This is a genomic window from Planococcus maritimus (assembly GCF_001592825.1).
GTDB classification, from domain to species: domain Bacteria; phylum Bacillota; class Bacilli; order Bacillales_A; family Planococcaceae; genus Planococcus; species Planococcus maritimus_C.
In genome coordinates this window covers 975,307-987,841 of record NZ_LTZG01000001.1, presented here as the reverse complement: position 1 = coordinate 987,841, position 12,535 = coordinate 975,307, and the positions used below count along the sequence as shown (strand labels likewise).

General features: G+C 47.0%; 14 protein-coding genes. All 14 read left to right on the top strand.

All coding sequences use genetic code 11. The annotated features are described in order from the left end of the window. The first annotated feature begins 72 nt into the window (after positions 1–72). On the top strand, positions 73–510 hold the full coding sequence (gene rpiB, locus AY633_RS04865; protein WP_068487006.1) for a ribose 5-phosphate isomerase B: 438 nt from the start codon (positions 73–75) through the stop codon (positions 508–510). A 12-nt stretch (positions 511–522) separates the two neighbouring features. Further along, complete coding sequence (locus AY633_RS04860) at positions 523–1,107, top strand: TIGR01440 family protein (RefSeq protein ID WP_068487005.1); 585 nt, start codon at positions 523–525, stop codon at positions 1,105–1,107. Then, on the top strand, positions 1,094–2,329 hold the full coding sequence (locus tag AY633_RS04855; RefSeq protein ID WP_068487003.1) for a serine hydroxymethyltransferase: 1,236 nt from the start codon (positions 1,094–1,096) through the stop codon (positions 2,327–2,329). Before AY633_RS04860 ends, AY633_RS04855 begins: the two co-directional genes overlap by 14 nt. Before the next feature lie 101 nt (positions 2,330–2,430). Next, positions 2,431–4,605, top strand: coding sequence for a bifunctional diguanylate cyclase/phosphodiesterase (locus AY633_RS04850; protein WP_068487001.1), 2,175 nt, complete (start codon positions 2,431–2,433; stop codon positions 4,603–4,605). 136 nt (positions 4,606–4,741) lie between these two features. Continuing rightward, on the top strand, positions 4,742–5,371 hold the full coding sequence (gene upp, locus AY633_RS04845) for a uracil phosphoribosyltransferase (protein ID WP_068486995.1): 630 nt from the start codon (positions 4,742–4,744) through the stop codon (positions 5,369–5,371). Positions 5,372–5,390: 19 nt separating this feature from the next. Beyond that, on the top strand, positions 5,391–6,509 hold the full coding sequence (wecB, locus tag AY633_RS04840; RefSeq protein ID WP_068464154.1) for a non-hydrolyzing UDP-N-acetylglucosamine 2-epimerase: 1,119 nt from the start codon (positions 5,391–5,393) through the stop codon (positions 6,507–6,509). Positions 6,510–6,945: 436 nt separating this feature from the next. After that, a complete protein-coding gene (locus AY633_RS04835) occupies positions 6,946–7,167 on the top strand; it encodes an AtpZ/AtpI family protein (protein WP_068486993.1) in 222 nt (73 codons plus the stop codon). 3 nt (positions 7,168–7,170) lie between these two features. Beyond that, positions 7,171–7,542, top strand: a complete 372-nt coding sequence (locus AY633_RS04830) for an ATP synthase subunit I (RefSeq protein ID WP_068486991.1) — start codon at positions 7,171–7,173, stop codon at positions 7,540–7,542. A gap of 28 nt (positions 7,543–7,570) precedes the next feature. Further along, complete coding sequence (gene atpB, locus AY633_RS04825) at positions 7,571–8,281, top strand: F0F1 ATP synthase subunit A (protein WP_068486989.1); 711 nt, start codon at positions 7,571–7,573, stop codon at positions 8,279–8,281. A 58-nt stretch (positions 8,282–8,339) separates the two neighbouring features. Then, the gene (atpE, locus tag AY633_RS04820; RefSeq protein WP_008433003.1) at positions 8,340–8,552 is read left to right on the top strand and encodes a F0F1 ATP synthase subunit C; all 213 of its coding nucleotides are present in this window, start codon (positions 8,340–8,342) and stop codon (positions 8,550–8,552) included. 301 nt (positions 8,553–8,853) lie between these two features. Beyond that, complete coding sequence (gene atpF / locus AY633_RS04815) at positions 8,854–9,375, top strand: F0F1 ATP synthase subunit B (protein WP_068486987.1); 522 nt, start codon at positions 8,854–8,856, stop codon at positions 9,373–9,375. Beyond that, complete coding sequence (locus tag AY633_RS04810) at positions 9,372–9,902, top strand: F0F1 ATP synthase subunit delta (protein WP_068486984.1); 531 nt, start codon at positions 9,372–9,374, stop codon at positions 9,900–9,902. The genes atpF and AY633_RS04810 overlap by 4 nt, the downstream gene beginning before the upstream one ends. Positions 9,903–9,930: 28 nt before the next feature. After that, complete coding sequence (atpA, locus tag AY633_RS04805; RefSeq protein WP_068464138.1) at positions 9,931–11,439, top strand: F0F1 ATP synthase subunit alpha; 1,509 nt, start codon at positions 9,931–9,933, stop codon at positions 11,437–11,439. 48 nt (positions 11,440–11,487) lie between these two features. Next, positions 11,488–12,345, top strand: coding sequence for an ATP synthase F1 subunit gamma (gene atpG / locus AY633_RS04800; protein WP_068464136.1), 858 nt, complete (start codon positions 11,488–11,490; stop codon positions 12,343–12,345). Positions 12,346–12,535 lie beyond the last annotated feature (190 nt).

Sequence of the window (12,535 nt, the reverse complement as noted above, 5' to 3'; positions counted from 1 at the left end):
TTAGAATTGAATAAAAGCGGCGGCGCTGCCTTGAAGGCTGTCTGCTAAATGAAAACGAAAAGAGGGTTAATCATGAAAATAGCAATTTCATCAGACCACGGCGGCAATAATCTGCGCAAGGAGATTGTCAACTTATTAAACGAACTAGGAATTGAATACAAAGACTTCGGGCCACAAACGGACGATTCCGTCGACTATCCGGATTATGCACAACCGGTAGCAGAAGGTGTCGCCAGCGGAGAATTCGATAAAGGCATTTTGATTTGTGGGACAGGGATCGGCATGTCCATTTCAGCAAACAAAGTAAAAGGCATCCGCTGCGCTCTCGTACATGATGTATTCAGCGCGAAAGCGACGCGTGAACATAACGATTCGAATGTCCTCGCGATGGGCGAACGTGTTATCGGGCCAGGACTTGCGAAAGAAATTGCGAAAACATGGCTGACGACCGATTTTGAAGGCGGCCGCCATGAAAACCGCGTCCAGAAAATCAGCGCACTCGAAAACTAAGGAGGAGTAAGCATGCAAAGCTTATGGCAGTTGCAGCTTGAAGAAGTTCTTAGCGAATTGGAGCAACAGATTGCGTTCAAGGAAGGCCAACTATTTGTTATTGGCTGTTCGACTTCTGAAGTGGCCGGTGAACGTATCGGTACAGGTGGCGGGCTCGATATTGCAGAAAGTTTGTTTGAACCGCTGCGTGTGTTTGCCGAACGCCATGGCTTATTTCTGGCTTTCCAAGGCTGTGAGCACATCAACCGCGCGTTGACCATCGAGCGGGCAGCTGCCGAACGCTATGGCTTGGAACCGGTATCGGTAGTGCCGGTCGCAAAAGCAGGCGGTTCAATGAGCGCTTACGCCTTTATGAATATGACAGATCCGGTCGTCGTCGAAGAAATTGCTGCCCACGCCGGAGTGGACATTGGGCAGACGATGATCGGCATGCATTTAAAAAGAGTCGCCGTTCCGGTGCGGACTTCTGTTAAACTAGTAGGGGAAGCGATCGTCTCGAGTGCGACCACACGGCCGAAATTGATCGGCGGTGCCCGTGCAAGCTACGATCGCCAGGTACTTCAATCACGGGAGGGAAAGACAGATGGAATTGATTAAGGCGCAGGATCAGGCAGTATATGAAGCAATGAATGCGGAAAAAGAACGCCAGGAAGCGAATATTGAGTTAATCGCATCGGAAAACTTTGTATCTCAGGCAGTTATGGATGCACAAGGATCCGTATTGACCAATAAATACGCAGAAGGCTATCCAGGCAAACGCTATTACGGCGGTTGTGAATTTGTCGATGTAGTGGAAAATATCGCGCGTGATCGCTTGAAAGAAATTTTCGGTGCAGACCATGCGAACGTCCAGCCGCATTCCGGTTCACAAGCGAATATGGCTGTGTACACAGCGATGCTAGAACAAGGCGATACAGTCCTTGGGATGAACTTGAACCACGGTGGGCATTTGACGCATGGCAGCAAAGTCAACTTTAGCGGCATGCAGTACAATTTTGTTGAGTACGGTGTGGACAAAGACACGCAATTGCTTGATTACGAAGCCGTTCGCCAAGCAGCTCTTGAGCACAAGCCGAAAATGATCGTTGCCGGTGCCAGTGCTTATTCCCGTACATTGGATTTCGCGAAATTCCGTGAAATCGCTGATGAAGTCGATGCTTATTTGATGGTCGACATGGCGCATATTGCAGGGCTCGTCGCAACCGGTGCCCATCCAAATCCAGTGCCTCATGCACATTTTGTCACTTCCACTACCCATAAAACATTGCGCGGCCCTCGCGGCGGCCTGATTCTTTGCAAAGAAGAATTTGCGAAGAAAATCGATAAAATCATTTTCCCAGGAATTCAGGGCGGCCCGTTGATGCACGTCATCGCAGCGAAAGCTGTCGCGTTTGGTGAAGCCCAACAGCCTGAGTTCAAAGATTATATCGACCAAGTCGTCAAAAATGCGAATGTCTTGGCTGACAGCTTAACAGCTGAAGGTGTTGATATTGTTTCCGGCGGCACAGACAACCATCTATTGCTGCTTGATCTCCGTTCCCTTAACTTGACGGGTAAAGTCGCAGAACATGTATTGGATGAAGTCGGTATCACGACGAACAAAAACACCATTCCGTTCGATCCGGAAAGCCCATTTGTCACATCAGGCATCCGTCTCGGAACAGCAGCTGTCACTTCCCGCGGCTTTAAAGAAGAAGAAATGAAGGAGATTGCTTCCATCATGGCACTTCTACTGAAAAATCCGGAAGATGAAGCTGTGAAGAAAGAAGCCGCTGAGCGTACAGCAAAATTGACCGCTGCTCACGCTTTGTATAAATAAGTAGTTGGCTATTTAGATGAATACTGAAGTGAATAAAGCCGCCTTATGTATTGGCGGCTTTTTTTTACCATACATAGTAAGAAAAATTCGGGGGGACGCGTATGCATCAATATGAAATCCAAGAAGATCGGAAAGTGATCATAGATTGGCTACGCCGTCTCGGGCTCGAATTCCACACAAGTTTTGTGGTTGTGAATCCGGAAATTCCGGACCACCCAATCGCCTATGCAAACGACGCATTTTTTGAGATGACCGGCTACAGGGAAGAGGAAGTTGTGGGCGAAAACGGTAAATTTTTGCATGGCACAAAGACTGATGCAACTATTGGCAGTCAAATTCGTGAGGCGACAGCTTCTGCTAAGCCAGGCGTCTTTGAAATCGTCAATTACCGAAAAGACGGTACACCTTTCTGGAATGAAATCACCGTCCAACCCTTGGCATTCCCAGAAAAATCATTGCGCTATACGTTAATGCTGCAGCGCGATATCAGCGACCGCAGACGTGCAGAGACCTTGATTGATTTACAGAAAGAAACATATAAAGGAATTGAAAAGGGACATGTGATTGGGATGCTCTTGCAGAATATATGTGAAACAGCTGAATCCTTTTTCCTCGATGGTGTACGCTGCACCGTCTTGTTAGTAGATGAAGCGAAACGTTTCCAAATAGGTGCGGCGAAATCGATGCCGGATGAGTTCCTGAAAGAAATACGCGGATTGGAAGTAACACCGGATTCCAGCCCGTGCGGCGCAGCATATTCTCGACAAAAACCTGTGGTCGCAGAGAATGTTTTTCAAAGTGAACTATTAACTGATAAACAAGAGCTTCTCTATAAGTTTGGGGTCCAGGCGATTTGGTCTGTTCCAATTTTTAACGGCAAAGATGAAGCAATCGGGACGTTCGGGATTTATTTCCCCCAAATTTATAAGCCGACTGATAAGGATTTAAACTTCATGGAAGAAATCGCGTCAATCGTTTCGCTGGCCGTGAAATTTTCAAGCCAACAAGAAGAAATTTTGCGCCTTGCCTATATCGATGAAGAATCTGGACTGCCGAACCGCCATTATTTCCGTACCGAGCTGAAAGAATTGTTGAAGGATGGAAAAGAAGGCGTTGTTGCTTTTATTTCAGCAGACGAATTTATCAAAATCAGCGATCAATATGGTCATCGGGCAGGAAATGATTTATGCCGAGAACTCGGCCGCCGCCTTGTTCTGGCAGGGGGAGCAGGGGAAAAGCTGGTTGCCCGCTTTTCAGATGCCAGATTGTCACTTTACAGCTCGGTTCCGCTAATCCGTGCCCCTGAATTTTTGGAAGATGTATTGAAAAGTCTTCGAGAGCCGGTAACGATTGGTGAACTGGATTTATTTTTAACAGTCAAAGTAGGTGTGGCAATTGTCACGCCTGCCCAACAGAATGCGGAGGAATTGGTGCGTTGTGCTGATAGCGCTTTGTCAAAAGCGAAAGAGCGGATTGGCGAAGCAGTTTGTTATTTCGAAAATGAGCAAGACGAACTGATGATGCGCGATTTGCGTGTCGCCAACGCATTAACAGTAGGGCTCAAGCGTAAGGAAATCAGTGTCTTTTTGCAGCCGAAAGTGTCGCTTGAAAGTCGAGAAATTGTGGGGTTTGAAGCATTGGCCCGTTGGAAATCGCCGGAACTTGGGGATATTTCACCTGCTATTTTCATACCCGCCGCCGAAAAGAATGGCAAAATCCGTCAACTTGAGCAGCATGTCATCGAACAGGTCTTGGCTTGGCTAAAAAAGCGCCAGGATCAGGGTTTGGGACTACGGCAGGTGGCGATCAATATTTCGGCCGAGCATTTCTTTCATCATTCATTTATCCCCCATTTAGTGGATGTAACGAACAAATTCGGCATAGACCCGAAATGGATTCAGTTGGAAATTACGGAGCGTATCGGCGTCGTCGATATTGATACGGCAAGCAAAGTGTTCGATCAGCTGAAGAACTATGGCTTTGCGACCTCGATCGATGATTTCGGGACGGGTTATTCCTCGCTTAGCTATTTGCAAAAACTTCCTGTCGAAGAAATCAAGATCGATCGATCGTTCGTTTCTCATATGGATGAACAAGGAACGCGTGCTGTCATTCGGACCATCATTCAACTCGCGGATAATTTAGGATTGCGCGCTGTCGCGGAAGGCATCGAGACAGAAGAAGACCGCACGCAATTGCTTGGCATGGGCTGCACTATCGCCCAAGGATTTTTATTCCATCGACCGATGCCGCTTGATGAAGCGCATCTTCTTTAACCGGGGCATTTGCTCCCGGTTTTTTATTTTGCCTGCAAAAGTTGACTGAATAATTCTAATGCAGGAGTGAAGCTCTAAAACTGGTTAATTTCTGTTATACTGTTTAGGAAAATGTATGAAAAAGGAGAGATACACTGTGGGAAAAGTATTCGTTTTTGATCATCCGCTGATCCAGCATAAACTGACGTATATCCGCGACAAATCGACGGGGACAAAAGAATTCCGTGAATTGGTTGATGAGATTTCAACATTGATGGCGTTTGAAATCACGCGCGAGCTTCCGCTCCAGGAAATCGATGTGGAAACGCCTGTGCAAATTGCCAAGTCAAATGTTCTTGCCGGGAAAAAACTAGGTATCGTGCCTATCCTGCGCGCAGGCATCGGGATGGTCGATGGCGTTTTGAAATTGATTCCGGCGGCTAAGGTCGGCCATATCGGCTTGTACCGCGACCCGGAAACTTTGCAACCAGTCGAATATTATTTTAAAATGCCTTCCGATGTATCTGAACGCGAATTGATTGTTGTCGATCCGATGCTTGCAACAGGCGGTTCTGCAATTGAAGCCGTAAATTCTTTGAAAAAACGCGGTGCGACTAAAATCAGATTCATGTGCATCATTGCAGCTCCAGAAGGTGTGGAAGCTTTGCAGAAAGCACATCCGGATGTGGATATCTATATTGCCGCACTCGATGAAAAGCTCAACGAAAAAGGCTATATCGTGCCTGGCCTCGGCGATGCTGGAGATCGCTTGTTCGGAACAAAATAAGAAAGCGGGTTGATCAGCAGTGACGAAAAAATGGAAAGTGATGACGATTTTCGGTACACGCCCGGAAGCGATTAAAATGGCGCCACTCGTTTTGGAATTGCAAAAGCATCCAGAAACGATTGAAGCCCTTGTGACCGTGACCGCCCAGCACCGTCAAATGCTGGACCAAGTACTCGACACATTCGGCATCACACCCGATTTTGATTTGAACATCATGAAAGACCGCCAAACCTTAAGTGATGTAACGGTCCGTGCCATGCAAGGCTTGGATGATGTGATGAAAGAAGCGAAACCGGATATCGTACTGGTTCATGGAGATACGACGACGACATTCGCGGCTAGTTTGGCTGCTTTGTATAATCAAATCTCGATTGGGCATGTAGAAGCTGGGCTCCGGACCCACAATAAGTACTCTCCTTTTCCGGAAGAGATGAATCGCCAATTGACAGGTGTCATGGCGGACATCCATTTTGCGCCAACTGAAAAGTCCGCGCAAAATTTACGTGACGAGAACAAAAAAGAAGAAACCATCTATATTACAGGTAATACGGCTATCGATGCTTTGCAGACTACAGTCCGTGACAATTACCATCACCCGGTACTTGATCAAATCGGTGATGACCGCATGATCTTGTTAACTGCCCATCGCCGTGAAAACCTCGGTGAACCGATGCGCAATATGTTCCGTGCGATCAAGCGCTTGACTGAAGAGCATGATGACATCCAGGTTGTTTATCCGGTGCATATGAATCCAGCTGTCCGCGAAGTCGCGGATGAAGTGCTCGGACGCGACCCGCGCATCCACTTGATCGAGCCGCTCGAAGTCTTGGATTTCCATAACTTCGCAGCCCAGTCTTATTTCATCCTGACTGATTCAGGTGGGGTGCAAGAAGAGGCACCTTCTCTTGGTAAGCCGGTTTTGGTGTTGCGTGATACAACAGAACGTCCAGAAGGCATCGATGCCGGCACTTTGAAACTTGCTGGCACGGATGAAGAAACGATTTACCGCCTCGGCAAGGAATTGCTGACAGATGCCTCTGCGTATGAAGCGATGTCTCAAGCATCGAACCCATACGGTGACGGAAAAGCATCCCAGCGAATCGTCGAAGCATTGCACAAGTATTTCGGCGAATTGTAAGAAATAGGAGAGACAGAGGGCCACAGGGGGTGAGTCAGCTAAGCGTTGCGACAGGACGTCGCGTTCTTAGCTTAGGATCCATTTGACCGCTTCCGCTTTTCTTGGTGTCTAGCGTCAGCGGTCTGGCTCTCGGGTCGTAAGCCAACTTCCCTGTGCGGCTAAAAAGCGCCGCTTCGGGAATTCGGCTTACGCCTGTCGAGCCAAAACGACCGCTTCCGCTTTTCTTGTAACAAATTTGTCAATCATATGTCGGTGGGATATCGCTTGTGAAGTTTTTCACTACATGCAATTGACATGATTTTGCCCCTATTGTATGCTTACAAAGGGTCTGCATGAGAGGGTTTTCATACATAATGGATGTGCTATTGAAAGCCAGATGCGACTGCTCTTTTATGGGCGTGAATATCAAATCATTATGAATTTCGAGGGGTTTATCATGCACCCGAAAAAAAGTCCCTTACAAGCAATGGCGATTTATTCCGTCATTCTTTCACAACTTGTCGGGTCCGTACTAATCGGGGTCTTCACAGGGATGTGGCTTGATGAGCAATTCGGAACCGCCCCGCTCTTTTTGATCATCTGCCTATTTATCGGTCTGAGTGCCGGGGTATGGGCGATGCTTCAGACCGTCCGAAAATTCGAATCAGGAGACATGTGAACAATGGATGGACTTCAAGAGATCTACAAAAGATTGAAGAGACTGATGTATTTCATTCTCGCAGCGTTCGTTTTAGGGTGGGGAGTCACTCCTTATCCAGAAGTATTCGCTGGCCTAATCGTCGGATCTCTGTTCGGCATTTATAATATGTGGATCTTGGTTCGGAGAATGGAAAAATTCGACCGGGCGGTAGAAGAAGGCTCAAAAGTCCGTTCTCTTGGAACGGCATTACGGTTTGCATCAGGCGTAGCTGTTGTGGCGATTGCAATATTGTTCGCTGAACACATACACTTGGTCAGTGCGGTAATCGGGTTGATGATCCCATATGGTCTCCTTTTAATGGAGCGGATCGTTTATCACATGAAACACCATTAAAGAAAGTGGAAAGAGAGGTGAATTTATCGTGGATCATGGCGCTCCAATGCTCGAGGTGTTCGGAATTTGGTTCAACCTTTCGAACGTTATGATGCTACTTGTAGCCGCTCTTATTGTGTTCCTTATCGCATTCTTTGCTACCCGTAACTTGAAGCTGAAGCCGACTGGCATGCAGAACTTCATGGAATGGGTCATGGACTTTGTTAAAGGGATCATTAAAAGCAATATGGACTGGCGGGATGGCGGACGATTCCATGTTCTTGGAATTACATTGCTCATGTTCATCTTCGTTTCGAACATGCTCGGTCTCCCATTTGCTGTCGTTGTCAACGGAGACCTATGGTGGAAATCACCAACAGCGGATCCAGTCGTGACAATGACATTGGCTGCAACAATCATCATCTTGAGCCATTATTATGGTATTAAGCTGAAAGGCTTGAAAGGCTATAGTTCAGATTTCCTGAAACCGATGCCGTTCTTGTTCCCGCTTAAAATCATTGAGGAATTCGCAAATACGCTGACACTCGGTCTGCGTCTTTACGGTAACATCTACGCTGGTGAGATTTTGCTCACATTGTTGGCAGGTCTTGCTTCAGCAAGTATCTTCGGATTCGTCGGTGCAATCTTGCCGATGATGGCATGGCAAGGATTCTCGATCTTTATCGGGGCTATCCAAGCGTTCATTTTCGTTATGTTAACGATGGTTTATTTATCGCATAAAGTCAGCGAAGACCATTGAGTATAAACTGCCTTCGGGCAAAACAAAAAAACAATCATCCTGAGGAGGACATTTTAAAATGGGTTTATTAGCAGCAGCAATTGCAGTAGGACTAGCAGCACTAGGTGCAGGTATCGGTAACGGACTTATCGTTTCAAAAACAGTTGAAGGTATCGCTCGCCAGCCAGAAGCACGCGGCGTTCTTCAAACAACAATGTTTATCGGTGTAGCTTTGGTAGAGGCATTGCCGATCATCGCCGTAGTTATCGCGTTCATCGTAATGAACCGTTAATAAAGAAAAGCGAAAGTGCCTGTTCAGCTCTGACAGGCATAAGGCGAACCAGCGAAGCGGCGTTCTTTGCCGCACAGCTGGGTTGACTTATGTCCCGAGGAGCTAGGCACTGGAGTCTAGACATCGCGAAAAGCGAATCTAGACAAAGCAATTTATGAGTAAAAAGCTAAATGGCGAGAATGCTCCGGCATGTTTTTCGCCATTTATGCTTGTATGATGCATTTTGGATTTCGACAGCACATCTAACGATTTATATAATAGAAGAAAAGTATTTTAGGCTCTTGAAGGGAGTGAAACAATCGTGTTTTTTGATCACCTCGTACTCGGTGCAACCGGGGAGTTTTTGAATATTGGAGACATCATCGCAACATTGGTCATCTTTTTGCTCCTAATGGCCCTGTTGAAGAAATTTGCTTGGGGTCCGTTGATGGGCGTTATGCAGCAGCGTGAAGATCTGATCGCAAGTGAGATCGAAACTGCTGAAAAAAGCCGTCAGGAATCACAACAGATGCTTGATGAGCAACGCAGCCTTTTAAAGGATGCCCGCAACCAAGCACAGGAAATCGTTGAAAACGCCAAGAAACAAGGCGAAGTTTCTCGTGAGGAAATCATTACGACAGCGCGTGCTGAATCTGCTCGCATGAAAGAATCCGCAGTGGCAGAAATTGCCAACGAGCGTGAAAAAGCAATCGCAGCAGTTCGTGAAGAAGTTGTGGCTCTGACTTTGTTGGCAGCTACGAAAGTACTCGACAAGGAAATCTCTGAGGAAGACAACCGTCAGTTGATTAACGAAACGATTGCGAAGGCAGGCGAAGTGCAATGAGCCAAGTCGCTGAGCGCTACGCATCGGCATTATTCCAGGTTGCCAAAGAGCACAATGTGACTTTGGAAATCGAGAAGGATCTTCGTGAAGTACGTAAAGTATTCAAGATGACTCCTGAACTATACCAATTGATCGTTTCTCCGAAAGTTTCAGCGGATAAGCGCACAAACCTCATCAACGAAGTGTTCCAAGGAGCTAACCACTACTTGATCAATACACTACAGATGTTGGGTGAACGCAGACGCATGAACATAATCAGTGATATGGCTCAAAGCTATATCCAGCTTTCCAACGAAGAGCAAGGAATTGAAGATGCAGTCGTTTATTCGACTCGTCCGTTGACAGAAGAAGAAACAGCATCTCTTTCCACCGCTTTCGCGAAAAGCATCGGCAAAAATTCTTTACGGATTGAAAACGTAATCGACCCATCATTGATCGGGGGATTGCGCCTTCAAATCGGGAACCGCATCTACGACAGCAGCGTCAGCACGAAACTTGCTCGCCTGCAGCGTCAATTGATCGGCTAATTTATGAAATTATGAGAGGGTGAAATACATGAGCATCAAAGCTGAAGAAATCAGCAATCTGATTAAGCAACAGATTGAAAACTATCAATCAGAGATGAAAGTTGACGAAGTCGGTACAGTCATCACGATTGGTGACGGTATCGCTCGCGCTCATGGCCTCGACAACATCATGGCTGGAGAACTTGTAGAATTCTCAAATGGTGTAATGGGTATGGCACAAAACTTGGAAGCCAACAACGTTGGTATCATCATCCTTGGACCATTCGCAGACATCAAAGAAGGCGATGAAGTACGTCGAACTGGCCGTATTATGGAAGTACCGGTAGGACCAGAACTTATCGGACGCGTAGTCAATCCACTAGGACAACCGGTTGATGGTCTTGGACCGATCAACACAACGAAATCTCGTCCTATCGAAAGCCCAGCACAAGGCGTTATGGCACGTAAATCCGTGCACGAACCGCTTCAAACGGGTATTAAAGCAATCGATGCTCTTGTGCCAATCGGCCGTGGGCAGCGTGAATTGATCATCGGTGACCGTCAGACAGGTAAAACGTCTGTTGCAATCGATACAATCTTAAACCAAGGCGACCAAGACATGATCTGTATTTACGTAGCAATCGGCCAAAAAGAGTCGACTGTCCGTAACGTAGTTGAAACGTTCCGTAAAAACGGGGCGCTTGATTACACGATCGTTGTTACAGCGTCTGCTTCACAACCAGCTCCACTTCTATACCTAGCTCCTTATGCAGGTATCACAATGGCTGAAGACTTTATGTTCGATGGCAAGCACGTCTTGATCGTCTATGATGATTTGACAAAACAAGCGTCCGCTTACCGTGAACTTTCACTCTTGCTTCGTCGTCCTCCAGGCCGTGAAGCTTACCCAGGTGACGTTTTCTACCTTCACTCACGCCTTCTTGAGCGCGCAGCGAAGTTGAACGAATCACTCGGATCGGGATCAATCACTGCATTGCCGTTCGTTGAAACGCAAGCAGGCGATATCTCTTCTTATATCCCAACAAACGTAATTTCGATTACGGATGGCCAGATCTTCCTTCAATCGGATCTTTTCTTCGCCGGTGTTCGCCCAGCGATCAACGCAGGTCTTTCTGTATCCCGTGTAGGTGGTTCAGCACAGATCAAAGCGATGAAGAAAGTAGCCGGGACTTTGCGTCTTGACTTGGCTGCTTACCGTGAATTGGAGTCATTCTCCCAGTTCGGTTCCGACCTTGACCCAGCGACAGCTGCAAAGCTTGAGCGCGGTAAACGTACAGTTGAAGTTCTCAAGCAGGACTTGAACAGCCCAATTAAAGTTGAAAAACAAGTTGTTATCTTCTACGCATTGACTCGTGGATTCCTCGACGATATTCCTGTACAAGACATCACTCGTTTCGAAGCTGAATTGACTAGCTGGTTGGATATTAACCACACAAACGTTTTGGATACCATCCGCTCAACTAAAGGGTTGCCATCTGACGAAGAATTCGGTGCAGCAATCAACGAATTCAAGCACACATTCGCAAAATCAGAATAAGCTCCCTGGCAGGATCGGAAGAAAAAATAACAAGGTGGTGAAATACCAGTGGCATCTTTACGCGATATAAAAACACGAATTACGTCAACCAAGAAAACAAGCCAAATCACGAAAGCGATGCAGATGGTTTCCGCTTCTAAATTAAACAAAGCGGAAACGAGCGCAAAAGCTTTTGTTCCTTACATGGAAAAGATCCAGGATGTGGTCGCTTCGATCGCAGCCGGTTCTAGCGATGTGTCGAATCCTATGATGATGGCGCGTCCTGTAAAGAAAACGGCATATTTGGTCATTACTTCTGACCGTGGCCTTGTTGGCGGCTATAACAGTAACATCTTGCGTACTGTCATGGCGAAAATCAACGAGCGTCATACGTCAAGCGACGAATTTGTTATTCTCAGCGTTGGGCGGAAAGGCCGTGACTTCTTTGCGAAGAAAGGCTATAACATCATCGAAAGTTCAGTCGGGCTTCCAGACCACCCAGCGTTTGCGGATATCAAGGAAATAACGCGCAAAGCTGTTGGTATGTTCGCAGAAGGTACGTATGACGAAGTGTATATGTACTATAACCATTATGTTTCTGCCATCTCCCAGGAGGTTACCGAAAAGAAAGTGCTGCCGTTGACTGACATTCAGCCAACTGGATCGACTGCTTCTTACGAGTTCGACCCATCAGCAGAAGCGATTCTGGAAGTTCTTCTTCCACAATACGCGGAAAGCTTGATCTTTGGAGCCTTGCTGGACGGCAAAGCAAGTGAGCATGCTGCTTCCATGACAGCAATGAAGAGCGCAACCGACAACGCATCAGAATTGATCGGCGATCTGACGCTTGTCTACAACCGTGCACGCCAAGCTGCGATCACTCAGGAAATCACAGAAATCGTCGGCGGCGCTGCAGCTCTGGAATAGAAAAGCGAAGACGGCCGTATAGGCCCGACAAGCACAAGACGGTTTGCTGAAGCGGCGCTCTATGCCGCACAGGCAAAGTGGCTTGTGACCTCGAGGGGCTGGCCGTCGGAGACTAGACAATAAGAAAAGCGAAGACGGCCGTATAGGCCCGATAAGCTTTAAATAGGTTCAATAAAAGTAAGACAGGAGG

Coding starts and splice junctions, on each gene's coding strand:
- rpiB (WP_068487006.1), top strand. CDS start 73: ATGAAAATAGCAATTTCATCAGACCACGGCGGCAATAATCTGCGCAAG.
- AY633_RS04860 (WP_068487005.1), top strand. CDS start 523: ATGCAAAGCTTATGGCAGTTGCAGCTTGAAGAAGTTCTTAGCGAATTG.
- AY633_RS04855 (WP_068487003.1), top strand. CDS start 1,094: ATGGAATTGATTAAGGCGCAGGATCAGGCAGTATATGAAGCAATGAAT.
- AY633_RS04850 (WP_068487001.1), top strand. CDS start 2,431: ATGCATCAATATGAAATCCAAGAAGATCGGAAAGTGATCATAGATTGG.
- AY633_RS04835 (WP_068486993.1), top strand. CDS start 6,946: ATGCACCCGAAAAAAAGTCCCTTACAAGCAATGGCGATTTATTCCGTC.
- AY633_RS04830 (WP_068486991.1), top strand. CDS start 7,171: ATGGATGGACTTCAAGAGATCTACAAAAGATTGAAGAGACTGATGTAT.
- atpE (WP_008433003.1), top strand. CDS start 8,340: ATGGGTTTATTAGCAGCAGCAATTGCAGTAGGACTAGCAGCACTAGGT.
- AY633_RS04810 (WP_068486984.1), top strand. CDS start 9,372: ATGAGCCAAGTCGCTGAGCGCTACGCATCGGCATTATTCCAGGTTGCC.
- atpA (WP_068464138.1), top strand. CDS start 9,931: ATGAGCATCAAAGCTGAAGAAATCAGCAATCTGATTAAGCAACAGATT.